Origin of the sequence: Aquipuribacter nitratireducens (assembly GCF_037860835.1) — a bacterium.
Taxonomy (GTDB): Bacteria; Actinomycetota; Actinomycetes; order Actinomycetales; family JBBAYJ01; genus Aquipuribacter; species Aquipuribacter nitratireducens.
Map to the genome: position 1 here is coordinate 28093 of NZ_JBBEOG010000009.1, position 23897 is coordinate 51989.

The 23897-nt window shown below is 74.4% G+C and carries 19 protein-coding genes; 6 read left to right on the forward strand and 13 right to left on the reverse strand.

The genetic code is table 11. From position 1 onward, the window contains the following. Positions 1-10 precede the first annotated feature (10 nt). From WAB14_RS15115 to WAB14_RS15140, 6 genes are read left to right on the forward strand one after another with little or no spacing between them, the layout of a single operon-like run. On the forward strand, positions 11-1198 hold the full coding sequence (locus tag WAB14_RS15115) for a glycosyltransferase (protein ID WP_340271023.1): 1188 nt from the start codon (positions 11-13) through the stop codon (positions 1196-1198). Positions 1199-1209: 11 nt separating this feature from the next. Beyond that, positions 1210-2688, forward strand: coding sequence for a lipopolysaccharide biosynthesis protein (locus WAB14_RS15120; RefSeq protein ID WP_340271024.1), 1479 nt, complete (start codon positions 1210-1212; stop codon positions 2686-2688). Beyond that, positions 2685-3764 (forward strand): glycosyltransferase family 4 protein, encoded by a 1080-nt coding sequence (locus tag WAB14_RS15125; RefSeq protein WP_340271025.1) that lies wholly within the window; start codon positions 2685-2687, stop codon positions 3762-3764. Before WAB14_RS15120 ends, WAB14_RS15125 begins: the two co-directional genes overlap by 4 nt. Next, positions 3740-4705 (forward strand): glycosyltransferase family 2 protein, encoded by a 966-nt coding sequence (locus WAB14_RS15130; protein WP_340271026.1) that lies wholly within the window; start codon positions 3740-3742, stop codon positions 4703-4705. The genes WAB14_RS15125 and WAB14_RS15130 overlap by 25 nt, the downstream gene beginning before the upstream one ends. Before the next feature lie 20 nt (positions 4706-4725). Continuing rightward, positions 4726-6165 carry a hypothetical protein gene (locus tag WAB14_RS15135; protein WP_340271028.1) on the forward strand — a complete coding sequence of 480 codons (1440 nt, stop codon included), beginning with the start codon at positions 4726-4728 and terminating at the stop codon, positions 6163-6165. After that, positions 6162-6800, forward strand: a complete 639-nt coding sequence (locus WAB14_RS15140) for an arsenate reductase/protein-tyrosine-phosphatase family protein (protein WP_340271029.1) — start codon at positions 6162-6164, stop codon at positions 6798-6800. Before WAB14_RS15135 ends, WAB14_RS15140 begins: the two co-directional genes overlap by 4 nt. Before the next feature lie 13 nt (positions 6801-6813). Here WAB14_RS15140 and WAB14_RS15145 read toward each other — a convergent pair whose 3' ends face one another. The 13 genes from WAB14_RS15145 to WAB14_RS15205 all read right to left on the reverse strand — a co-directional run bounded on the left by WAB14_RS15145 (position 6814) and on the right by WAB14_RS15205 (position 23119). Then, positions 6814-8265, reverse strand: a complete 1452-nt coding sequence (locus WAB14_RS15145; protein WP_340271030.1) for a tyrosine-protein kinase domain-containing protein — start codon at positions 8263-8265, stop codon at positions 6814-6816. Between the two features lie 127 nt (positions 8266-8392). After that, positions 8393-11359 carry a PKD domain-containing protein gene (locus tag WAB14_RS15150; protein ID WP_340271031.1) on the reverse strand — a complete coding sequence of 989 codons (2967 nt, stop codon included), beginning with the start codon at positions 11357-11359 and terminating at the stop codon, positions 8393-8395. Positions 11360-11606: 247 nt separating this feature from the next. After that, the gene (locus WAB14_RS15155) at positions 11607-12314 is read right to left on the reverse strand and encodes an LEA/WHy family protein (protein ID WP_340271033.1); all 708 of its coding nucleotides are present in this window, start codon (positions 12312-12314) and stop codon (positions 11607-11609) included. Further along, entirely contained in the window at positions 12311-13018 is a 708-nt protein-coding gene (locus WAB14_RS15160; RefSeq protein ID WP_340271035.1) for a CDP-alcohol phosphatidyltransferase family protein, read from the reverse strand. The genes WAB14_RS15155 and WAB14_RS15160 overlap by 4 nt, the downstream gene beginning before the upstream one ends. Positions 13019-13098: 80 nt before the next feature. Next, a complete protein-coding gene (locus WAB14_RS15165) occupies positions 13099-14253 on the reverse strand; it encodes a DUF1972 domain-containing protein (protein WP_340271036.1) in 1155 nt (384 codons plus the stop codon). 121 nt (positions 14254-14374) lie between these two features. Further along, positions 14375-15931: a sugar transferase gene (locus WAB14_RS15170; protein WP_340271038.1), complete on the reverse strand. Its 1557-nt coding sequence runs from the start codon at positions 15929-15931 to the stop codon at positions 14375-14377. Positions 15932-16117: 186 nt separating this feature from the next. Further along, complete coding sequence (gene pth, locus WAB14_RS15175) at positions 16118-16711, reverse strand: aminoacyl-tRNA hydrolase (protein WP_340271039.1); 594 nt, start codon at positions 16709-16711, stop codon at positions 16118-16120. 74 nt (positions 16712-16785) lie between these two features. Continuing rightward, positions 16786-17463, reverse strand: a complete 678-nt coding sequence (locus WAB14_RS15180; RefSeq protein ID WP_340271040.1) for a 50S ribosomal protein L25/general stress protein Ctc — start codon at positions 17461-17463, stop codon at positions 16786-16788. Between the two features lie 185 nt (positions 17464-17648). After that, positions 17649-18632, reverse strand: coding sequence for a hypothetical protein (locus WAB14_RS15185; protein WP_340271041.1), 984 nt, complete (start codon positions 18630-18632; stop codon positions 17649-17651). A 57-nt stretch (positions 18633-18689) separates the two neighbouring features. Beyond that, entirely contained in the window at positions 18690-19697 is a 1008-nt protein-coding gene (locus tag WAB14_RS15190; protein WP_340271043.1) for an acyltransferase family protein, read from the reverse strand. Positions 19698-19883: 186 nt separating this feature from the next. Further along, the gene (locus WAB14_RS15195) at positions 19884-21089 is read right to left on the reverse strand and encodes a hypothetical protein (protein WP_340271044.1); all 1206 of its coding nucleotides are present in this window, start codon (positions 21087-21089) and stop codon (positions 19884-19886) included. 70 nt (positions 21090-21159) lie between these two features. Then, on the reverse strand, positions 21160-22071 hold the full coding sequence (locus tag WAB14_RS15200) for a hypothetical protein (RefSeq protein ID WP_340271045.1): 912 nt from the start codon (positions 22069-22071) through the stop codon (positions 21160-21162). A 217-nt stretch (positions 22072-22288) separates the two neighbouring features. Further along, the gene (locus WAB14_RS15205; RefSeq protein ID WP_340271047.1) at positions 22289-23119 is read right to left on the reverse strand and encodes a hypothetical protein; all 831 of its coding nucleotides are present in this window, start codon (positions 23117-23119) and stop codon (positions 22289-22291) included. Positions 23120-23897: the final 778 nt, after the last annotated feature.

The window sequence follows — 23897 nt, forward strand, 5'->3', positions numbered from 1 at the left end:
GCTGGGCCGGGTGCCGCAGAGGTCCGGGCCGGCGACGGTCCTCGTCGCCCACCCCGGCGGCGAGCTGTACGGCTCCGACCGGGTGCTCGCCGAGTCCGTCGCGGGACTGCGCGAGGCGGGGCTCGACGTCGTCGTCGCGCTCGCGGGCCCCGGTCCGCTCGTGGCGCGGCTCGAGGCGCTCGGCGCGCGGGTGACCGTCTGCCGCACGCCGGTGCTGCGCAAGCAGTACCTGTCCCTGGTCGGCCTGCTGCGCCTGGCCCGGAGCACCGCGGCCGGCCTACGGCCCTCGTGGGCGCTGCTGCGTGCCACGCGGCCGGTCGCCGTCCTCGTCAACACCGTCACGGTGCCGCTGTGGATCGTGCTCGCACGGCTGCTGCGCGTCCCCGTCGTGTGCCACGTCCACGAGGCGGAGCGCAGCGCCCGCCCGCTCCTGCGGCGCCTGCTCGCCCTGCCGCTGCTCGGCGCGCGACGGGTCGTGACGAACAGCCGCTTCAGCGAGGGAGTGCTGCTCGACGCGGTGCCGTCCCTCGCGAGCCGGACGCAGGTCGTGCCGAACGGGGTCGAGGGACCGTCGGCGTGCGTGCCGCCGCGGGCCTCGCCCGACGGGGAGGTCCGTCTCCTCTACCTCGGTCGGCTGTCACCGCGGAAGGGCCCCGACGTCGCCGTCGCCGCGGTCGCCGCGCTGCGGGACCGCGGGGTGCCGGCGCGGCTCGACGTCGTCGGGGCCGTGTTCCCCGGCTACGAGTGGTTCGAGCAGGAGCTGCGCGACCAGGTGCGGGCGCTCGGCCTGACCGACCGGGTCGCGCTCCACGGCTTCCGGCCCGACGTGTGGCCGTGGCTCGCCGGGTGCGACGTCCTCCTCGTGCCGTCCCGGACGGACGAGCCGTTCGGCAACACCGCGGTCGAGGGGGCCCTGGCCGCGCGGCCCGTCGTCGCGAGCCGCACCTCCGGCCTGCTGGAGGCGACGAGCGGCCTGCGGGCCGCCCGGACCGTCGCCCCGGACGACCCGGACGCCGTCGCCGACGCCGTCGTCGCGATCCGCGACGCGTGGGCGCACGTGCGGGACGACGCGCTCGCGGACCGCGCGTACGCCGCCGACCGCTACTCCCCCACCGCCTACCGGCGCCGTGTCGCCGACGTCGTCGCCGGCGTCGTGTCCGACGTCGCCCCCGGCGTCGTCCGGGGGTCCCGTCCGTGACCGTAGGCCCGGTGACGCCGGGCGTCCTCGGAGCCGGCCGCGGTCGCTCCGCCGTGGCGTGGAGCGGGGCGTCGGTGGCGGGCCGGCAGGCCTTCCAGCTGCTGTTCGCCCTCGTCCTCGCCCGCGTGCTCGGCCCCGAGGGCTTCGGCGTCGTGAGCCTCGCGACGGTGTACGTCACCCTCACCGTGCTCCTGCTCGACCTCGGCCTGGCGGCGGCGCTCGTGCAGCGACCCCGGCTCCCAGCGGGTCTCGCAGGTGCGACGGCGACGGCGAACCTCGGGGTCGCGGTCCTGCTGGGCGCGCTGACGCTGCTGCTCGCCGGGCCGCTCGCCGGGTTCTTCGACGCACCCGCCCTCGCGGACGTCCTCGTGCTCCTCGCCCCCGCCCTGCTCGTCAAGGCCGCCGCGGTCGCGCCCCGGGCGCTGCTCGTGCGGGACCTGCGGCTGCGGCCCGTCGCGGTCGCCGACCTCCTCGGCGCGGGCGCGGGCTGCGTGGCCGGGCTCGTGGCGCTCGGGCTGGGTGCCGGCGTGCTGTCCCTCGTCGTCCAGACGGTCGTCCTCGACGCGGTCGCTGCGACCGTCCTGCTGGTGGCGGCGCGCGGCCCGCTGCCCAACGCCCGGCTCCGGCTGCTGCGGGACTCGCTCGGCTTCAGCGGCCAGGTGCTCGCGACCGGGCTCGTCGCGTTCCTGTCCCGCAACACCGACAACGTCCTCGTCGGACGGGTCCTCGGCACGACCGCCCTCGCGTACTACGGCATGGCGTACCGGGTCCTCGTCCTGCCGGTCCAGCTCGTCGGTCAGACGGTCAACCGCGTGATGTTCCCCGCCTTCGCCCGCATGGCCGACGACCGCGACCAGCTGCACCGCACGGTCCTCGTCGCCACGCGCGCGCTCGCGCTCGCCGCGGTGCCGGCGATGGGGCTCGCCGCCGTGGCCGCATGGCAGCTCGTCGAGGTCGTCCTCGGGCCCGCGTGGCGGCCCGCCGCGCCGCTCGTGGCGGTGCTCGCGCTCGCGGGGGCCCGGGAGACGGTCTTCTACGTGACCCCCACCCTCGCCAAGGGGCTCGGCCGGGGCGGCACTGTCCTGCGGTTCGAGCTGCTGTCGACCGCGGTGCAGGTGACCGGCGTCGTCATCGGCCTCGCGTTCGGGGTGCTCGGGGTGGCCGTGGGGTACGCCCTTGCGGGCGTCGCGCTCGTGCCCGTGCTCCTGCGGCTGCAGCACCGCCTCGCCGGTGTGCGCGCCCGCGAGACCCTGCGCTGCGTGGCGCCGCCCCTCCACGCGAGCGCGTGGGGCGCCGGCGCCTACCTCCTCGTCACGCTCGCCGGGTGGCCCCCGGTCGCCACCCTCCTGCTCGGCGCGACCGCGTACCTCCTCGTGCTGGGCCTCGTGCTGGGCCTCGTCCACCGCCGCAGCACGGCGTCGACGGTCAGGCTCCTGCGGGGCGTCCGGCGCGGAGCGGGCGACGGTCCCGTCCAGGAGGTGCCGACGTGAGCGCCCGCCTCCTCCTCCTCACGCCCAACCTCGACAACAACTCCCTCGGCCGCACGTACTGCCTGTGGCTGCTCGCCCGGGCCTGCGGCATGTCGGTGACGGTCGCCTCGCCGAAGGGCGAGCGGGTGTGGGCGCCGCTCGCGGAGCACGAGCTGGCGGCGGCGTGCCACCGGGTGGCGCCCCTGGAGCCGGGCGGCTCCCTCGACCCCCGCCTGCTCGCCATGGCCCGGGACTGCGACCTCGTCGTGGCGGTCAAGCCGGTGGAGAACAGCTTCGGGCTCGGGCTCGCGCTCACACGGGCGACCGGGCGCCCGCTGCTCCTCGACGTCGACGACCCGGACATCGAGGTGCGGACGACCTGGCTGCCGTGGCCCGAGCGCGCGGCCCGTCGCCTCCTCACCCCCCGGTACCGGACGCTGCGGCGGCTGCGGCAGGAGGCGACCCGCGTGCCGCTGCTCGTGAGCAACCCCGAGCTGCAGCGGATGTACGGCGGCCGGCTCGTGCCGCACGTGCGCGAGGCCGCCCCCGCAGGCGCCCCGTCCGCGTCGCGCCACCCGGTGGTGCGGTTCGTGGGGTCCGTCCGCCCGCACAAGGGCGTCGACGTGCTCCGGGCCGCCGTCGCCCGGCTCCACGGTCGCGGCTTCACGCTCGAGGTGACGGGCGCGGCACCTCCCGACACCGCGCCGTGGGAGCGCTGGCTCGGGACGACGTCGCTGGCGGAGGGCGAGCGGCTCGTCGCGACGGCCGACGTCGTGGCGGTCCCGAGCCTCGCGTCGGAGTGGTCGCCGGCGCAGCTGCCCGTCAAGCTCGTCGACGCCCTGACGGCGGGGGCGTGCGTCGTCGCCTCGCACGTCGGTCCCGTCCCGTGGGCCCTCGACGGCAGCGGGGTGCTCGTGCCGCCCGGCGACGTCGACGCCCTCACCGACGCCCTCGCTGGCCTCGCCGACCCCGCCCGCCGGGCCGAGCTCGGGCGGCGCGCGCGCACACGCGCTCTGCAGGCGTTCTCCGTCGAGGCCGTCGCACCCGTCTTCGCGGAGGAGGTGGCGGCCGCGTGCCGGACGTCAGCGACGGCGTGACGGGGACGACGCGCGGGAACGGCGTCGTCGTGGCCGTCCTCACGTACCTGCGGGTCCCCGAGCTGCTGCGCGTGCTGCCGGAGCTGAGGACGCAGGCGGCGGACCTGGCGCGGCCCGCGCGGGTCCTCGTCGTCGACAACGACCCCGCGGCCGGTGCGCGGGACGCGGTCGAGGCCGCCGGCCTGCCCGGCGTCCACTACGTCCACGAGCCCGAGCCCGGGATCGCAGCCGCCCGCAACCGCGCCCTCGACGAGGCCGCGCAGGAGGCGCTCCTCGTGTTCGTCGACGACGACGAGGTGCCGTCACCGGGGTGGCTCGCGCAGCTCGTCGCGACGTGGGAGACGCACCCCGGTGCCGCCGCGGTCGTCGGCCCGATCGACTGCCGCTTCGACCGGCCCCCCGGGCCGTGGGTGGCCAAGGGGCGCTTCTTCGACCACCGGCGCCTACCGACCGGCAGCACCGTCGACGTGGCCGCGACCAACAACCTGCTCCTCGACCTGCGCGCCGTCGACCGGCTCGGGGTGCGCTTCGACGCACGGTTCGGCGAGAGCGGGGGGTCGGACACCCTGTTCACGCGGGAGATCGCGACACGGGGCGGTGTGATGGTGTGGTGCGCGGAGGCGACGGTCACCGACCGCGTGCCCGACGCGCGGGTGCGCCCGGCGTGGGTGCTGCGGCGGGTCCGGCGCGGGGGCAACACGTGGAGCCGCACCTCGGTGGCCCTGGCACCGCCCGGCCCACGCCGGTGGCGGGTCCGGGCGTCGCTGCTGGTGTCCGGCGGCGCCCGCGTCGCCCTCGGCGCCGTCCGCGCGCTCGTCGGCACGCTGCTGCCGTGGACCGCGCACCAGGCGCGGGGCGTGCGGCTCGCGGCCCGGGGTCTCGGCATGGTGACGGGCGCCGTCGGTGTGGTCGACCACGAGTACCGGAGGGCGCGCAGGTGAGGGGGACGACGACACACCCGATGAGCCGCACGACGACGGACGGGTCGACCACGACGACGGCCGCGGCGGCGGTGACGACGGCCGCGGCGGCGGTGACGACAACGCCAGCCGTGTCGGCCGTCCGCGTCGCGGCGGTGGCGGTCCTCGTCTGCCTCGCGTTCGCCGGGGTCAGCGGCATCCCCCGCGCGGCGCAGCTCGGGGTGCTCGTCGTCGCGGCGACGGCGCTCGCGGTCACGGCCCTCGCGCGGCACGCGAGCACACGGGCGGCGGTACCCGTGGCGGCAGCCGTCACGCTGCTCGTGTCGGTGCCGGTGACGCGGGTGCCGAACGCCTCGACCCTCCTGCTGCTCGTCCTCGCCGCGCTCGCGGCGCTGGGCACGGTCGGGGTGGTCGCCACGAGCCGGCGGGCCCTGCCGCACGGCACGTGGCTGTGGCTCGCCCTCGTCGGCGTGCTCGCCGCCGCGACGCTGCTGGCCGGGCACGACGGCGGGCTCGTCGGGCTGCTCGTCGTGGCGCTCGCCGCGTTCCCGGTGTTCGTCCTCACGGGGGTCGCCGGCCCGGACGGGCACCGGCTCCTCGCCTCTGTCGTCGTCGCGCTCGCCTGCACGCAGGCGGTGCTCGCGCTCGTCGAGCCGTGGCTGTTCCCCCGGCACCTGTGGGCGCCCGCGCAGCTGGGGTCGGCCGGTCAGGTGGTCCCCCTGCGCAACGAGGTGATCGGGGGCCTCGAGCGCTCGCAGGGCACACTCGGGCACCCCCTCCCGCTCGGGATGCTCCTGCTCGTCGCGCTCGCGCTCGCCGCACCGCTGCTGCGCTCGCGGCCGTGGCTGCGCACGGGGGTGCAGGGCCTGCTGCTCGTCGGCATCGTCATGGCGGGTGCCCGGACCGCGCTGCTCGTGGCGGTCCTGCTGCTCGCCCTCGCGTCGGCGGGCCGGGTGAGCGTCGCGCGCGTGCTCGTCGCCACCGGCGCCGTCGGCGTGGCCGTGGTGACGGCCCTCAGCACGATCGACGACCTCGGCGACCGCGCAGCCGCGATCGAGTCGTCCGGCTCGTTCCAGCACCGCCTCGAGGCCCTCCGGTCGTTCGAGCGTCTCCTGCTGTGGCAGGACCTCCGCGCGGTCCTCCTCGGGAACGGCTACGGCTCGGGGGCCGAGCTGCGCAGCGCCGGACTGCTCCAGCAGGACGGGTTCGCCGCCGTGGACAACCAGCTCGTCCTCACCCTCTCCCAGGGCGGCCTCGTCGCGCTCGGCCTGCTCACCGTGCTGCTCGTCCGGGCGCTCCTGCGCTCCGGACCCGAGGTCCGCCCCGCCGTGCTCGCGTGCCTCGCCATGGTCGTGCTGTTCGACGTGCTGCTGTGGCCGAGCACCGCCGCCCTGCTCGCGCTCGTGCTCGGCCTCGCCATGGCACGCGGGCCCTCGCCGGCCGCCGCCGACCCGGCCGTACCCGCCACGAGGGCGCCGTGACCGCCGAGGTGCTCGTCGTCTGCACCGCCAACGTCTGCCGGTCCCCCGTGGCCGCGGCGCTGCTCGACCGCCGGGTGCACGCGAGCGGCCGCGGCGACCTGGTCGTGCGCTCCGCCGGCACCGCAGCCGTGACAGGCGCAGGCGTGTGCCCCGAGGCCGTCCGGCTGCTGCTCGGCGCCGAGGACGGCGCCCCCGACGGTGGCGACCCCCTGTCCAGCCACGCCGCCCGGCCCGTCGACCGCGCGGCTCTGCGGGCGGCGGACCTCGTGCTCGTCATGACCCGGGACCACCGGGCCGCCGTAGCGGCACTCGACCCTCTGAGCAGGTCCCGCACCTTCACCCTCCGCGAGGCGGCCACCCTGGGGGAAGCCGTGGGGGTCGGTGACGCGGCGGACGTCACGCGCCTCGTCGAGGCGATGGACGCCGCGCGGGGCCTGGTGCCGCTGGCCGCCGCGCCGCCCTCCGGCTCGTGGCGGCGACTGCGACGGCGCCGGACCGAGGTCGACGCCGGGGTCGACGTCGCCGACGCGCACACCGACCGCGTGTCCCACGCCGCCGTCGCCGCGCTCCTCGACGACTCGGTCGCCCGTCTCGCGGCTGTCCTGGCAGGGCCCCGCCGCGTCGCCTCCGGCTGACGTCGCCCGCGCCCTACCGGCGGAGCGCCGGGTCCTCCCGGGGCGCGGTCGGCCCGTCGGGACGCCGCAGCGTCAGGGGCCCCGGCCACGCCCGGCCGCCGGCTCGTCGCCGCGCGCGCCGGTCCTGCTCGTAGCGGTAGGCCCGGTCCGCGCGGCTGCGACCGCGGGGCACGGCGGTGAGGACGGTGCCGATCAGCGAGGCGCCGACCCCGCGCAGCGCCGAGACCGCCGCGCTCACGTGCTCCCGCCTCGTCGAGCCGTGCCGGACCACGAGGACGGCCCCGTCGGTCGCGGCGGCGAGCACGAGGGCGTCGCTGACCGGCAGCACGGGCGGGGTGTCGACGACGAGGACGTCGCACCGCTCGGCGAGGTCGGCGAGCAGGGCCGCCATGTGGCGCGAGCCGAGGAGCTCGCTCGGGTCCGGCGGGATCGTGCCGGCAGGCAGCACCTGGAGCATGCCGCTCCCCCACCGCACGAGGACGTCGTCGACCCGATACTGCCCCGCGAGGACGTTGCTCAGGCCCACGGCCCCCTCGATGCCGAGGACCTCCGCCACCCGGGGCCGCCGGAGGTCGGCGTCGACGACGAGCACCCGCCGGCCCGACTGGGCGAGGGTGAGCGCGAGGTTGCACGCCGTCGTCGTCTTGCCCTCGCCCTGGACCGCCGACGTCACGACGAAGCGACGCGGCGGGTTGTCGACGTCGACGAACTGCAGGTTCGTGCGGATCGTGCGGAAGCCCTCCCCGCGGTCGTTCTCGGGGTCGAGCACCACGAGCGGCCGGGAGGCAGCGGTCGGGTCGTTCTGGACCATGCCGAGCGGGCTCGCGGCTGTCAGCGCCGTGAGGTCGGCAGGACCCCGGACGGAGGTGTCGACCGCCTCCCGGAGCAGAGCGAGGCCGGCCCCGACGGCCACGCCGAGGGCGAGGCCGAGCAGGAGGTTGAGCACCGGGTTCGGCGTGACCGGAGCGGCCGGCGCGACGGCGGGCGAGGTCACGGTGACCTTGACCGGCGACGGCCCGCCGGCACGCGGGGTCTCCAGCTGCTCGATGACCTGACCGAGCTGCACCGTCACGGCGTTCGCGAGGGCGGCCGCCTCGTCGGCGTCGGCGGCCGTGGCCGAGACGTCGAGCAGGACGGTGTCGGCGGGGTTGACCGCGTCGACGCGACCGCGGAGACCGGCGACGTCGGTGTCGAGGCCCAGCTCGTCGATGACGGGCTCCAGGACCTGCGGGCTGTCGACCACGTCGGTGTAGGAGGCCACCCGCTGGAGCGTGAACTGCGAACCCTGCAGCAGGGTCGTGGAGCCGTCGGAGGCGGACAGCGCGACGAACGACGTGGTCTGCGCGCGGTACACGGGGTCGGCGACGGCCGTCGCCGCGACGGCGCCGACGACGCCGAGCACGAGCGCCACCAGCACGGTGACCCAACGACGCCGCAGCACGAGCACGTAGTCGCGGAGGCTCATCGCGCAGGCCCTGCCGCCGCGCGCCGGGCTCCCCCTCGCGACCTCATCCGGGCAGCGTACGGCCCCGTGACCTGCGGCAGGGGCTCACCGGGCATCGCGTCACCGCGGCCGCCGCGTGTCGCGGTCCTCAGCCGCCGCCGGCCTTCGCGCGTTCCCGCCCGGCGTCGGTCACGCACCAGCCGGACGAGCCCGGCTGCTGGACCGGCTCGACGACGACCCGCCGGCATCTGTCGCGCACGGCCGGCGCGGTGAGGGTCACCTGCCGGGTGGTGCTGTGGGTGGCGCCGTCGTCGTCGGTGACGGTGAGCCGGATCGTGTAGGTGCCTGCGGCCGCGTACGTGTGGCCGGTGGTGGCGCCGGCTGCGACGGCGCCGTCCCCGAAGTCCCAGGCCCACGCCGTGACGGTGCCGTCGGGGTCGCTCGAGGCACGCCCGTCCGCACTGACGGCGAGGCCGCTGACGGTCGTCGTGAACGAGGCCGTGGGAGCGCGGTTGCCCGGCGGTGGGGGCGGCGGCGCGGTGACGGTGACCTGCCTGCTGGTCTGCGCCGTGGCGCCGGCGTCGTCGGTGACGGTGAGGGTGACCGTGTACGTGCCCGGGGCCGCGTAGGTGCGGATCGCGGTGGGCCCGCTCGCGGTCGTGCCGTCCCCGAAGGCCCACGCGTAGGAGGCGACGGTGCCGTCGGGGTCGCTGGACGCGCGCCCGTCGACCGTCACCCGCAGGTCGCTGGTCGTCGTCGTGAAGGACGCGGTGGGCGACTGGTTGGCCGGGAGCTGTCCCAGCCCGAGGGCGTGGTGCGTGGCGACGGTCTGCGGGGTGAGGACCGAGTGGTAGACGGCGACCTCGTCGACCTGCCCGTCGAGGTAGTCGCTCGCGGGGCGGTTGGGCCACCCGGACAGGTTGTCCCCACCGACCCGCCAGTACCCGGTGACGGGCGTCGCGGAGGTCGTCGCGGCGTTCTGCGCGACGAGGGCCCCGTCGACGTACAGCTTCTGCCCGTCCGTGCCGAGGGTGCCGACGACGTGGTGCCACTGCCCGTCGACGACCGCGGTGGCGCTCCGCAGCACACGGCTCGCGCCCGGGTAGACGCCGAAGCCCACCCGCCCGCCGCTGTCGACGTACAGGTGCCGGTCGAAGGTCTGGCTGTTGCCCGTGCGCTGGTTGCCGAACCCGACGATCTTCCCGCCGGCGGTGCTCGAGGTGCGGACCCACGCCTCGACGCTGAACACCTGCGGCCCCATGACCGCCCCGCTCGACGCGGCCGAGCCCGTGCTCGTGCCGCTGAAGCCGACCGCCCCGTCGGGGTCCCCGACGACGGCCCCCGGCACCTGCCGGGTGGCCCCCGACGAGAGCGTGAGGTCGTCCCCGCCGGCCCGGTCCTTCACGGGGCCCGACGCCTCGCCGAGACGCCACAGGTGCTGGGCGCCGTCGGCCCGCACCCGGCGGGGGTAGCTCGTGAGGGCCGTGCCACCGGCGACCGTCGTCGTCACGGTGTTCCCGCGGTTCTCGTTGCCGACGCCGTCGCGCACGTAGACGCGGTAGGCGTACGTCTGCCCGGGGACGACGTCGGTGTCGGTGAACGACAGGTACGGCCGGTCGAAGCTCGCGGAGTCGACCGTCACGGTGTGGACGGGGGCGCTCACCTGCCCGTTGCGGACGACCCGGTAGGTGAGGGCGCGGTTGTCGTAGTCCCACGACGTCTGCCACGCGACGCGGACGCTGCCCGGCTCGAGGGTGTCGAGGACCGGCGTGAGCGACGCGGACGACTGCGGGCCGATGACCTCCGGCCGCAGGCCGTGGCGTGCGAACCGGACGAGGCCCTGCTGCCGGATGTTCATCGCCTCCGTGAACTCGCCGCCGAACGCGACGTAGTCCGCGTTGCCGGTGACCGACCACGGGCCCTGGTTCTGACCCGTGTACGTGCCGGCGTCCATGTAGGGGTACCAGTGCAGCGCGTCGGGCCGGGGCAGCCCGCCGAAGTCGAAGTAGCGGCCGGAGTCGACCGAGTTCGGCAGCAGCGTCCCCTTGGGCTGTGTGGAGAAGGCAAGCGCGCGGTCGAAACGCCACGGGGTCGTCTGACCGAACGACCCGACGTTGCCGCAGTAGTGCGCGTGCCCCGCGGCGTACACGGTGTCCCCGACGGGCGCCACGCTGTAGTGGTCGCCGTGGCAGTCCGCGACCCACGTCAGCTGCCCGTCGCCCGCCCGGGCGGCGAAGACGCCTTCGAGGTTGCCGACGGCGAGCGAGCCGAACGTGAAGCCCGTCCCGTACAGCGTGTCGCCGTCGACCGCGAGGCTCGTGATGCCGCCCCGTTCGCCCCCGTTGCGGATGACCGCGGCCGCCGGCACCGGCAGCGAGGAGCCCGTGACGGGGTCGAGCGCCCCGAGACCCTTGACCCCGTTGCCGTTGAGCCCGAGGAACTTCCCGCCGACGTAGAGGCGGCTCCCGTCGCGCGTCAGCGTGAGCGCCTGCACCGGCTGGTCCTGCGCGGTGGGCGCCCAGTCGAGCAGCGCCCCGTCCGAGGCCCGGAACGCCGCCAGACGGGTCCGCGGCACTCCGTTCGCGCTGAGGAAGCTGCCGCCGACGTACACCGTGTCGTTCGTCGCGGCGATCGCGCTCACCCGGGCGTCGAGGTGGGCGTCGAAGGCGTGCACCGCCCGGCCCGTCACCGCGTCGAACGCGACGATCCGCTCGTGGCGCACCCCGGACGCGGACGTGAAGTCACCCCCGACGTAGACCCGCCGACCGTCCGGGCTCGCGGCGACCACGTGCCCGGTCGCGTTCAGCCACTCCGTGAACGTCGTGTCGCGCTGCCCGGTGCGGATGTCGTAGACGAGGACGTTGCGCCGGTCGACCTCGTTCTGCCCCGGAGCGGAACCGGCCGGCCGTGCCGTCGTGAAGCTGCCCGCCGCCCACACGCGGTCGCCGATGACGGCCTGCGACCACACGACGCCGTTCACCTGCACGGTCGGCAGCGCGTCCGCCGCGACCGTCGCGGGGGTCCCGGGCGGCGGGACCGTGTCGCCCGCCGCGGGCACCGACGCGACGAGGGCCGACGCGGCCACCGCGAGAACCGTGAGGGCGGCTCCCGCCACGCGACGCAAGCGTCGGGCCGGACGTGACATGGGCACCTCGGATGCTGGTCTCCGGCCATGACTGTGGCCGGTCGCCACGGTAACCCAGGATCACGACAGCGGCGGTCCGATTGGTCGGAACTGTGGACGACGGCCACTCAGCGTGAGTGAAGAGGCGGTATCCGTCATCGAGTCGTTCGGGACCGTACCGACAGTGAGGCCCGTCGCCGACGTCGCCCATGGCCGCGCCGCGTTCACGCGGGACGCGTCACCGGGTGGCGTCGCCCCGGAAGACGACGACGGTCGGTGACCCCGGCAGGCTCACCCGCACGAGGACGTCGTCGCGCTGGTCCTCCGGCAGGACGAACACGTAGGTGCCCCGGGCCGACCCCCCGGCCGGGACCGGGCCGGTGAGCGGATCGGCCGGCGCCCCGCTGACAGCGCCGGCCTCCGTGCCGGCGTAGGCGAGGGAGACGGCCACCCCGTCGATGTCGAGGGGCGCGGCGCGCGGGTTGTCGACCTCGACGGTGACCGCGAGGCCCGGGCCGGCGACCTCACCGGGTCCGATGGCGTCGACGTCGACGGCAGTGAGGGAGGTGAGCGCGACGCTGACCTCGCCCTCGGTCTCGACGGTCCGCTCCAGCGGTGCAGGAGGCAGTGTGATGCGCGTCGGTGTCGGGACCGGCTCGAGGCCGCCCTCACCGGCGGGGGGAGGCACGACCCGGGTGGCGGTCCCGGCCGGCGTCCCGCCCGGCGGCGTCGCACCGCTCGGCAGCGCCTCACGCTCCGGCGCGGGAGCGGTGCCGGCCGGGGCCGCCGGGCCGAGCGTGGGGCCCGCCGCTGCCGGTGCCGTCGCGACCGTCGTCCCGGAGCTTCCGGGGGGACCGTCGGCGGTGTCTCCGCTGCACCCGCTCGCGCCGACGGCCACAACGGGGGCGAGGAGCACCACGAGGGCAGCCGCGCTCGGCCGCCTCACGGGACGAGTCGCCGGTCGAGCCCCCGCATCGTCCGGTACCACGCGACGCACGCGAGCAGGAGGTAGCCGCTCGCGGCCGCGAACATGACGCCGTAGCCGACGAGGAACGCGACGGGGCTGCCGAGCAGCAGGAACACGAGGCAGAGGACCCCGTAGTCGAGGGGGATCTTGGCGAGCGCCCGCACCAGCGACGGGCGCCGGGAGTCCGGGCCGAGCACCCGGGCCTCCCCGCCGACGTTGCGGCGCAGCTGTTCGTTGAGGATCTGCCCGAAGAACGACACGGCCCCGACGACCGCGTAGCCGAGCGGGAGGAGGAGGACCGCGTCGGGCAGGTCGGTGAACCGGTACAGGCTGACCGCAACGGCGAGGTGGAGGCTCGAGATCTTCACGCAGTCGACCATGTGGTCGAGCCACTCCCCCGACACCGAGCTCTGCCTGCGCAGCCGTGCGAGCTGGCCGTCGGCGGCGTCGAGGGCGTAGCCGAGCACCAGGCACGCGCTGACGACGACGCCGGTGAGCCAGCCGACGGGGACGAGGACGAGCACGGCGATCGCGGCGAAGGAGAACGCCGCGCTGATCGCCGTGACGTGGTTGGGCCGCAGTCCGGCGAGGTACGCGAGGACGGCGAACCTGCGACCGAGCCACCGGTTGACGTACAGGGAGTAGGCGGGCGCGCCCTTGCCGGACTTCTGGGCGGCGTTCATGCGTCGGAGCACGTCGCCGTAGCGCTCGGGGGGACCACCTCGGCCCGCATGACCGGGACGAGGGTGCGCCCTCGTCGTGCTCATGGTGACCACCCGCTGCCGCGCAGGCGGCGACCGCTCGGCCGCGGTCGCTGGACGCGCCCGGCCCTCAGGTCCTCGCACAGGGCCTCGTACTGCTCGGCGACGGTGTCCCAGTCGTAGGCCTTGGCGCGCTCGCGCGCCCGGAGGCCGCGCAGCTCGACGTCGTCCGGGCTCGACTCCGCCTCCGACACGAGGCGACCGACGTCCGCGGCGGTGCGGAAGAACTCGGCGCCGGCGTCCTCGACGACCTCGCGGTTGAACACGCTGTCGAAGGCGAGGACCGCCGCGCCGGCGCCGATCGCCCTGAGGAGGGACGGGTTGGTGCCGCCGACGGAGTGCCCGTGCACGTAGGTGCACGCGTTGGCGTACAGCTGGTCGAGGAGGTCGGGGTCCCAGACACCGCCGAGGAACCGGACCCGGTCGTCGGCGAGGGCGTGCACCCGCCGGGTGTAGGCGTCCGCGTACGGCGCGGAGCCCACGACGACGAGCGGCAGCCGCGCCGTGCTCGAGACGTAGCCCTCGACGACGAGGTCGACCTGGTTCTCCGGCTCGAACCGGGCGACGACGAGGTGGTACCCACGCGGCCGGAGACCGAGGGGCCGGAGCACCTCGGGGCGGCGCTCGTCGAGCAACGGTGCGCCGTACGCGATCTGTCGCGTGGGAGCCCCGAACTCCTCGCGGTAGTAGGCCGCGATGCCCTCCGCGTCCGCGATCAGGGCGTCGGACCACCGGACCGCGAGCGACTCCACGACCCGGTAGTAGCGCCGCCCCGCCGGCCCCCACTTGGCCCGGCGCCACTCCAGCCCGTCGACGTGGGTGGTGACCGGGACGCCGCGGGCGCGGAGGACGGGCAGCAGGGGCGCGTTCGCCGCGTTGAACACGACGGCGGCGTCCGGCCGCCGTGCGCCCACCGCGTGGGCGACCGACTGGACCGTGTGGCTCAGGGTCTCGAGGGAGCGCCGGCGCAGGGCGGGCAGGTGGACGAGTCGCATGCCGCGGTGCTCTGCGGGCCGGTCCGCCCCGACGGTGGTGCGGCAGTAGACCGTGATGTCGTGACCCATCGACGCCAGGCGGGAGCCGACCTCTTCGACGCACGTCTCGAAGCCGCCGTAGCGCGCCGGGACGCCGCGCGTCCCGATCAGCGCAATCCTCACGCGGCCACACACCCTTCCGTGCTGAAGGGTCAGTGTGGCATCCGGATGATCTCCGACGTAGGACCTGCGTCCTGCACGTCCCGGAATCGCCCGATCGGGTGACGAGCTCCTGGCAGCCGCCTCAGTACGCGCCGCGTCGCCGCAGGACGACGTCGACCGTCCGCACGAGGATCGTGAGGTCGAACCCCAGGGACCAGTTCTCGACGTAGCGGACGTCGAGGCGGCGGCTCTCCCGCCACGACAGGTCGGAGCGCCCGCTCACCTGCCAGAGCCCGGTCAGGCCGGGGCGGACGAGGAGCCGCCGCGCGATGAAGCGGTCGTACTCGGCCGCCTCCACCGGCAGGCTCGGCCGCGGCCCCACGAGGGACATCTCCCCGCGCACGACGTTGACGAGCTGCGGGAGCTCGTCGAGCGACGTGCGGCGGAGCCAGGCGCCCACCCGAGTCACCCGGGGGTCCGCCTTGAGCTTGAAGAGCAGCCCGGCGCCCTCGTCGGCGTCGAGCAGCTCCGCGCGGCGCTGCTCGGCGTCGGTGCGCATCGTGCGGAACTTCAGCATGGTGAACGTCGTCCCGTCCTTGCCCATGCGGGTCTGACGGAACAGCGCCGGGCCGGTGCTGTCGAGGCGGACGGCTGCGCCGATGCCGACGAGCACGGGCGCGAGCACGAGCAGCGCGAGCGCCGACACAACCCGGTCCGCGATCGCCTTGAGGACCCGGCGGGGACCGTCGAGCTCCGGGCGGTCGAGCCGCACCACGGGCAGGCCGCACACCGCGGACAGCGAGACCCGTGGCCCGATCGCCTCGACGAGGGGCGGGGCGATGGCGAGCTCGCGGCCGGCCGCCTCGAGCTGCGCCTGCAGCCCCCGGAGGTCCTCGATCTCGGCGAGGCCGAGCCCCGGGCACAGCATGACGACGTCCGCGTGGCAGCGCTCGCTCGCCGCCACCACGTCACGCACGGCCCCGAGGCGGACCGGCGTCGAGACGTCCGGCTCGGGCCGGTCGGGAGTGCACGCCGCGACGACGTGCCAGCCGTGGTAGCGGTCACGGTGCATCCGCTGCGACAGCAGCCGCACGTCGTCGGCCGGACCGACGGCGAGCACCCGGACGCTCACCGCACCCGCGCGGTGTGCGGCGTGGGCGCGGGCGCGGACGACCCGTCGGGCGGCGCCGGTCGTCGCGCACAGGAGGGTGACGAGGAGCAGCGCCCCGCCGGCCCACTGCGCCGGGAGCAGTGCCCACCCCACCGCGAGCACGACGACGGTGAACGCCGCGGCCGCAGCGATGACGCGCTGCAGCTCGGCGGACCCGCTCCAGAGGAAGCGTGGCTCGTAGGCGCGGCTCAGCAGCAGGCACCCGAGCCACAGCGCCACCGCGACAGGCGCGGCGGCCAACGCCAGGGCAGGGAGGTCGCCGGCGAGCACCCACCCGCCCAGCGGGACGAGCGTCGCGAGCGACGCCGCCACGAGGTCGGCCGCGACCGTGTGCGTCGACCGCCGCCGGGACGCGAGAACAGGGCGCTGCTCCTCCACCTGCGAGCGCTCGGTGATCGGCGCCGGTCGCGGTCGCGGCGCCCGCTCCGCGCGGACGAGCTCACCGAGCACGTGGAGCTGCTTGCGCACCGACGCGGGGAGGGGGTCGAGACTCGGGCCCAGGGTCTCCTCGAGCGGCTGGTCGGCCACCGGAACGCCTCCCGTCCTCGTCGTGCGGCGAACCGGTGCTGCGCGCGCCGGACGGTCGGTGCGCGGGGGGTCCACCCGGGAGGGACGCTAGGCGATGTCGCCCCGCTCCGTGACGGGTTTCGCGCAAACGGGTGAGGAGTTCCGTGGACCATCACTCACGGTGGCGAGCCGTCACCGAACAGGTGATCAGGTTGCTGTGTGGAAGCGACCCTGAGCGGCAGCGAGACCCTCTGTGAGGACCATCTCGACGGCGTCGGCGGCGTCGACGACGAGCAGCTCGACCTCCGGTTGCTCCTTCTTCGCGAAGCCGGAGAGCACGAAGTCGGCGGGGTCCTGCCGCCCCGGGGGCCGTCCGATGCCGCAGCGAACCCGCACGTAGTCGCGGGTGCCGAGGGACTGCGAGACCGACCGCAAGCCGTTGTGGCCGCCCTCGCCCCCGCCGATCTTGAGCTTGAGGCGGCCGAGGTCGAGGTCGAGCTCGTCGTGGACCACGACGACGTGGTCAGGCTCGACCTTGTGGTAGCGGGCGAGCCCGGCGACCGGTCCACCGGACACGTTCATGTACGTGGTGGGCTTCGCGAGCACGACGCGCGGCCCGGGCGCCCCGCCGGGGGCGGCACCGAGGCGGGTCTCGACGACCTGCGCCTGGTGCCGGGAGCTCGAGAACCGCTCCCCGCGGGCGAGGGCGTCGACGACGACCTGGCCGATGTTGTGCCGGGTCCCCTCGTAGCGGGGACCGGGGTTGCCCAGGCCGACGACGAGCCACGTGCCGTCGCTCATGCCGACCTGGGCCTCTCCCTGGTGCTGCGTGGTGCTGCGTGGTGCTGCTGGTGCTGCGGGCGAGCGAGCCGGCCTCAGGCCTGCTCGGCCTCCTGCGCGGCGTCCTCGGCGGCGGCGTCGCCCTCCGCCGCGGCGGGCTCACCGGCAGCGGGCTCCTCCGCGCCGGCCGCCCCGGCGCCGACCTCGGCCTCCGCCTCGGCGAGCTCGGCGTCGAGGTGGGTCTCGTTGACGCTGACGACGAGCGCCTCGGGGTCGGTGACGAGCGTGACGCCCTCGGGCAGCACGACGTCCTTCGCGTGGAGCTGGAAGCCGGCCGGCTTCTCGTCGACGTCGACGTGGAGGCTCTCGGGCAGGTGCGTCGCCTCGGCCTCGATGAGGAGCGTCTGGTGGTCGACGACGACGACCGTGCCGCCCATCGCCTCGCCGTCGGTGACGACGGGGACCTCGACCTGGACCTTCTCGCCGCGGCGGACGGTGACGAAGTCGACGTGCTCGATGAAGCCCTTGATCGGGTCGCGCTGGACGAACTTCGCGAGCGCGAGGTGCTCGTCGCCGGACAGGTCGAGCGTGACGACGGCGTTGCGGTGCTTGAGCGCGAGCATCGTCTCGTGGCCCGGCAGGGACAGGTGGAGGGGGGCCTCGCCGTGGCCGTAGACGACGGCGGGCACCTTGTCGGCCCGGCGCAGCCGGCGCGCCGCGCCCTTGCCGAACTCGGTGCGGCTCTCGGCGGGAAGGCGGATGTCGGCAGACACGGTGGTGCTCCTCAGCTGGTCGCGGGGACTTCTCGGACGGTCTCGGCTCGACGACGCAGCGGGGCCGCGTCTCGTCGATGACGGTCCGGCCGGAGGCCGGCCCCTCGCCGGGACAACTGCGACAGCCTAACCGACGCGCACGACAGGCACGACGGGCCGGAGCGCCGGCGACGGCGCTCCTCCTGTCAACGGCGGCTCAACCCATCCAGCAACCTGCGCCCGAACCGCGACGCCCGCTCGCGGTTCCTGGCAACCTCGCGCGGCAGCCGCCAGCGGACCTGGTCGAGTCGGCGGGCCGGCCGCCCGACGGGCACGCCTGGGTAGACCATCTGACGTACATCGGTGCAGAAGACCGGTCGTCCAGCGATCTCGGCGATGCGCTGCGCCTGCCGCACGTCGCTCTCGATGAAGAGCCACGCGCTCGTCCGCCGGTACACCTCAGCCTTCCGCTCGGCGTGGTCCGAGGCGGCGCGACGCTCCTCGTGGCTCCCGGCCGGGTGCATCACCAGTTCCTTGTACCGGATCCCGTGGGCGGCCAGCCAGCGCTCGGTCTGCGGCCGGTACCGCTCGAGGCGCGATGTCACCAACCACCCCACCTCACGGGCCGGAACGAGCCGGGGTGGGACGTCGTCGATGAACGCCTCGTACGGCGCCCCGTCGGCCTCGCTCCCTTCAGGATCGCGGCAGAGGACTCCGTCGATGTCCATGCATGCCTGCCCGAGGTGTGTGTGGTGGAGCACGTTCCACTCGAAGGCTCTCGGGACCGGGACCACGGAGTGGTGGTAGTCGACCCGCTGCTCGCCGTCGAGGCGCGCAGCGTAGACAACCCCGTACGAGATTCGTTCCTCCAGTACGTGCCCCCTCACCTTGTCTCTGGCCTCGGCGAGCGCGCCGCCGTAGTGGAGGCTGTCGTCGACGACGAGTATCCGGCGGGCGCTCGCGATCACATCGGCAGGTGATCGGTTGCGCATGCGCTGGCCGGCCCCTAGCAGACGACCTGCGAGCAGACCCTCGAGATCGGCGAGCGGCGTGTGGAGGTGGAGGGCAAGGAGGTTGGCGGCGAGCAAGCCGCTGCGAGGGATCCCGGCGACGATGTCGATGTCGCGTGGCAGGCGATCGGCCCACTGCACGACGTCGCGGCCGAGGTCGGCGACGCTTCTGTACTCCATGTCCGCCTCCGGTTGTCTGGAGATTGGGGTCTCGAGGTGGCCGGGTCGCTGAGGACCCTAGCGACGGGCGACGCCGGAGGGGTCCCGGTCGCCGCTGCTCCCGACAGCCGTGCGTCGGGACGCGCCGCGGCGCGCCCACGTCACGAGACCGGGTAGCGCGAACAGCCACTGCACGGGCGCGGTCGCGCGGCAGCGCGCCAACACGGCACCGGCCCCGAGCGCGACGACGGCCCCGACCAGCGCGAGGACCGCCCAGTTCCTGACGCCGGCCGCGACCAGGAGCCCGATCACCACGGTGGCGACGGGGAAGTGCGACACGTAGTAGACGAGCGATGCCTCCCCGACGTGTCGCAGCGGTCGCGTCCACGTCATGCGCGCGACCACGGGCGCGAGCTGCACGCCGACCATGAGGCCGCCGAGCGTCGCGAGCGCGGTGGGCGGACCGTACCCAGAGGTGGGGTCGGCGGCGTCCACAACCGTGCTACCGACGACCCACTGGACGACGACGAGCAGGAGACCGACCGGTACCACCCAGCGGGACCTCGTCAGCCACCGCCACACTGCGAGCCGGCTCCGTACCAGGTGACCGAGCATGAACAGGGCGAAGAGGTAGACCAGTCGCTCTGTGTACTTGGAGCCGGTCGGCGCGAGGACAGCGAGAGCGAAGGACACCGCGACGACCCATGACGCAGGCAGGGCACGGAGCATCCAGGCAGCGGCGAAGAAGACCAGGAGGAACAGGAGGAACCAGAGGTAGGTGCCACCGCGCGCGTAGAGGAACGGCGAGGCCACCGGCCAGGTGACGACGGCGAACACCGCCGTCCACACGAGGTACGGCCAGCCGATGTTCGACAGCTTCCCGGAGAAGTAGCGGCTTGGCGGCTTCTCGAGCGCGCGGCCCAGCAGCATCCCGGAGAGGATCACGAGCAGGGGGATACGAAAGGGCGCGAGGTACGCGTTCGCCGCCTCCACCCATCCCGGCGCGGTGACGCCGTCCATCTCCGTGAGCACGACGGCGTGATAGACGACGACGAGGACGACGGCCGTGCCGCGCAGCAGGTCCATCCACTCGTGGCGAGACGCTCGAGGGCGTCCTGTCTCGTCCGGTGTCACGGTGATGCCCCTCGTCGACGGGTCGCGTTCTCGGCCGCGTCTCCCTCGACGTCACTCGACGATGACGCATGAATGCGGACCGACGCGAGTCCTGGTGGCCCGGTGCGACGTGGGGTTTGTCACGTCGCTCCCGTGACATCAGTCCGCGACGTCGGGCCGGCCGTAGTCCTCGGGTAGGACCTCGAGGGCGTCCCACGGGAAGTCGGCGAGAACCTCGTAGGTGGGCGTCCCGTCGAGTAGCTCCTCCCAGGGGTTCTGGCCGGTCGCCTGCTGCTCCGGCACGCCGCTCTCCGTGGTCACCGCGAGCGTGTCTGCGCGGTCGGTGACGACGAAGCCGTACTCCTGACCAGCCCGGGCGATCATCTCCGCGACGGGGTGAAGATCGAGCGCTTCGACGTCCACGTCGTCGTCGAGGCGCAACCGCGTGCCCTCGGGGACGGCGTCGGGGTCGTCGCTCCAGCCGTCAGAGCGCTGCGCGGGCCAGCTGTACTCCTTCCACGTCGCGGGCTCCGGGATCGCCAGCGCGACAGCGTGCTCGATCCGCCCCGCGCGGACGTCCGCGATGCGGACCATGCCGGCGGTGTGGGACAGCCCGGTGGCGGTGGAGCCCCAGCCGTCCTCGAAGATGCCCTCGCTCTCCGACACCTCGTCGAGACGGCCGCCCCAGCAGGCGTACCAGCCGCCTTCGCGCTCGTCGGCGCGCCAGAACTCCCACAGCTGGTCGGTGGTCGGCGAGTAGACCGACAGCGCCCGGTCTCGGCCCTCGGCGGGTTCGGCGCCCTCGGGGATGGGGACCTCGGCGAACTGGTCGTCCCAGCCGTCGGGCAGGTAGCCCTTGTCCTGGCAGTCGTCGAAGGCGACGTCCGTTGTCGGCGTGCCGGGTTCGGCCACGTAGTAGCTGTTGTTGTAGTCCCACACGTTGAGGGAGGCGACTCCCCCGTACCGGTCGGCGAAGGAGGCGAGCAGGTGGTCCCGCAGCGCCTCTGACCGCTCGTGCAGAGGCGCGTCCGACACGTCCTCCCGCCACAGGCTGTCCGCCGAGAACGGGTAGCCCGCGAGGGACTTCGAGGCCGCCGACGGCTCGGACCGCGGGTCGACGACTACCGCCTCGCTCGGCACCGGGTTCGACGCCTCGGATCTGTTGTCGCGCGCCTGCGGCCCGACGGGCTCCTCGACCGCGGCGGCGGGAGGCGAGGCCGTCATTCGTGGCGGGCTCGCCGTCCTCTCCCAGGTGCCTGCGCCGAGCGCGACGGCAGCGAGCCCGCCGACGGCTCCGACGGACAGCAGCACGATTCCGGTCCGCGAGGAAGCGGACCCCGTCGTGCTGTCGTCCGTGTCGGTCATGCCTCTCCCGGCTAGGCCCCGTCGTTCGTTCGCAGCGCCAGGATAGGCGGGTAGGAGCGATGACCTGCGGTCAGCGGCCGGTGATCTGCTCGGCGAAGAAGTCGTCGAAGGGCCGGAGGTACTGCTCGGCGAGGTCGGAGGCCGCGGTCCGCGCCCAGGGCCCCCGGAGCATGGCGTCGAAGGTGGACCGGAACTCTTGGTACGCGGCCGCATCGGAGGCTGAGTAGCACACCTGCGCACCTGTCTTCCCCAGCCCGGCGACGAGTCCTTCGAGGTGAGGCAGCGGAGAGGCCTCTGGTCGCGGGTCGAACAGGTCGGTGAAGGCGCGGACCAGCAGCAGTCGGAAGTTCTTGTCGCGGAAGGGCCCTCTCGCGCGCAGGAAGCGCCGGTAGGTGCTGATGACGTAGTTGAAGTGCAGCACCCCGCCCTGCGGCATCGCGACGAGCAGCCGCTCCTGAGGGGTGTGTAGCTGGCCCCAGAAGGTCGTGTCGAACGTGTGGAGCTGCCCGTCCACCTCGGCGTCGTGACCCATGAGGCGATGCGGCGGGAACGAGCGGAGCCACTCGACCGAGGCGACCATGTCCCAGGTCGCCGCCAATGTCCGACCCCGTGCGGCGAACCACGGATCCCATGCCGGCTCGACACCAACGGCGACCGCGTCGTGCGCCACGGCGCGCTCGAACTGCTCCCGGTGAGCACCCGAGCCCGGGAGGAACAGGTCGGCGTCGTGCAGTAGGACGTGGGTGCTCTTCGACGCCCGTACACCGGTGATGATCTGGTAGGCGTGATTCCGTCCAGGGTCGCCCAGCCGCGGCAGGATGCCTCTCTCCGGTTGCGGGAGCGGCAACAGCCGCAGCTCACCGGGCCAGTCCGCCGCCGACTCGGCGCAGATGCCGCGGACCTCGTCCGTCAGCCGGTCCGGCAGCACAACGGTGACCCGCCGATGCTCCGGATCCTGCAGACGCGCCGTCGCGAGCGCCATGCGGAGGAACACAGGCAGGTCCCCTGGTACCGGGAGCAGCAGGTCGTAGCCCGGTTCCCGAGGGCCGTCGTACTCACCCCAACGCGACAGCCGGGCACGCCACAGCGGGCGGGCAGCGGACGGCATGGCACCCCCTGTCGACGAAGGTCCGGCGGTCGTCCGGGCCGCCTCAACCGTAGGCGGGCCGGACCCGTACCGCCTGTCAGTGCGTGCCGTGCTACTGCGGCCTGCCGTAGTGCATCGGAAGAACCTGTACGTGCTCCCACGGGAAGTTGGCCAGCACGGCGTAGGACGGCGTACCGGCGAGGAGACCGACCCAGGGGTCGGTACCAGTCCGGGCCTTCTCGGCCGCCCCGGACTCAGTCGTGACGGCGAGCGTCCCCGCCTTGTCGGTGACGATGAATCCGTGCCTCTGACCGGCCACGGCGATCATCTCGGCGACCGGGTGGAGGTCGAGCGCAGCGACGTCGAGCTTCGGGTCGAGGCGGAAGCGGATGCCTTCGGGCATGGCGTGTGGATCGGTGCTGAATCCGTCGGAGCGCTGGGCAGGCCAGCTGAACGTCTTCCAGTGAGCAGGTGCAGGGATGGCGACGTTGACCGCGTGGTCGATGCGCCCGGCGCGGATGTCGGCGATGCGCACCATGCCGGCGGAGTTCGCCAGTCCTGTCGCGGTCGAGCCCCAGTTTCCTTCGAAGATCCCGTCGGACGTCGAGGCGTCGTCGATCCGGCCGCCCCAGCACGCGTACCAGCCGTCCGTGCGCCTCTCCATGCGCCAGAACTCCCACAGTTGGTCGGTGCCTGGGGAGTAGACGGAGAGGGCGGCGTCGCGCCCGACGGCCGGAACCGCGCCGTTCGGGACAGGAACCGACCCGAAGATCGTGTTCCAGCCGCTGGGCGTGTAGCCCTTGTTCTGACAGTCGTGGAAGCGCACCGGCACTCGTGGTACTTCGGGGCCTGCCTCGTAGTAGCTGTTGTTGTACTGCCACACGTTGAGGGACGCGACGCCGCCGTAGAGGTCGGCGAAGGATGCGCGGAGGTGCGCCGCCATGGCGGCGCTCTCCGGATGGAGCGGCGCTGTCCGGACATCCGCCGTCCAGACACGGCTCTTCGCGAACGTGTAGGCAGCGGACGACGCGACAGGGCTCGGGCTCACCGTCGGGGACGGACTCACCGTCGGGGACGGACTCACCGTCGGGGACGGACTCACCGTCGGGGACGGACTCACCGTCGGGGACGGACTCACCGTCGGGGACGGACTCACCGTCGGGGACGGACTCACCGTCGGGGACGGGCTCGGCCTCTTGCCCGGCTTCTTGGTGGGCGCCGCCATGCGCGCGTACTGCCCCTCGGCCCAACTGGACGCGACGACATGCCGGCGCGCGCGAGAGCCGGAGGTGGAGTCGCTCGCCGACGACATCCACGCGGCGACTCGCGAGTCGCTGGAAGCCGCCCAAGAGGCAACAGGGGAAGCGGCCGACGCCTCGGACAACTGGCTCGTCGGGGCCATCGCCGTCGCCTCGGCGGCCGACGTCGGCGTCGAGCCAGGAAGCACGGCCCCCGCGGCCGACCCGAGGCCGGAGGACGGCGCCACACCTGCGCGCGGCGCCGTCGCATCAGCCCACCGCGCGATCTGGAGGAGACGCGCCGGCCCGCTCGAGCCCTCGGGCATGAAGACCTCTTCCGACTGCGCAGTCGCTGCCCCAGCAACGAGGGAGCCAGCGGTCACGGTGGCGAGCAGAGTGGCAACGAGGGCAGTGCGACGTGGAGGCATGAGGAGACGTCCATCTCGAGCAGGGGGTGGTCTCCCCTGAAGGACGGTCGAACCA

Bases quoted from the DNA above. Each gene is read 5' to 3' on its own strand.
- WAB14_RS15135 (WP_340271028.1), top strand. From the start codon at position 4,726: ATGAGCCGCACGACGACGGACGGGTCGACCACGACGACGGCCGCGGCG.
- WAB14_RS15145 (WP_340271030.1), bottom strand. From the start codon at position 8,265: ATGAGCCTCCGCGACTACGTGCTCGTGCTGCGGCGTCGTTGGGTCACC.
- WAB14_RS15160 (WP_340271035.1), bottom strand. From the start codon at position 13,018: ATGAACGCCGCCCAGAAGTCCGGCAAGGGCGCGCCCGCCTACTCCCTG.
- pth (WP_340271039.1), bottom strand. From the start codon at position 16,711: ATGAGCGACGGCACGTGGCTCGTCGTCGGCCTGGGCAACCCCGGTCCC.
- WAB14_RS15185 (WP_340271041.1), bottom strand. From the start codon at position 18,632: ATGGAGTACAGAAGCGTCGCCGACCTCGGCCGCGACGTCGTGCAGTGG.
- WAB14_RS15190 (WP_340271043.1), bottom strand. From the start codon at position 19,697: ATGGACCTGCTGCGCGGCACGGCCGTCGTCCTCGTCGTCGTCTATCAC.
- WAB14_RS15195 (WP_340271044.1), bottom strand. From the start codon at position 21,089: ATGACCGACACGGACGACAGCACGACGGGGTCCGCTTCCTCGCGGACC.
- WAB14_RS15200 (WP_340271045.1), bottom strand. From the start codon at position 22,071: ATGGCGCTCGCGACGGCGCGTCTGCAGGATCCGGAGCATCGGCGGGTC.
- WAB14_RS15205 (WP_340271047.1), bottom strand. From the start codon at position 23,119: ATGGCGGCGCACCTCCGCGCATCCTTCGCCGACCTCTACGGCGGCGTC.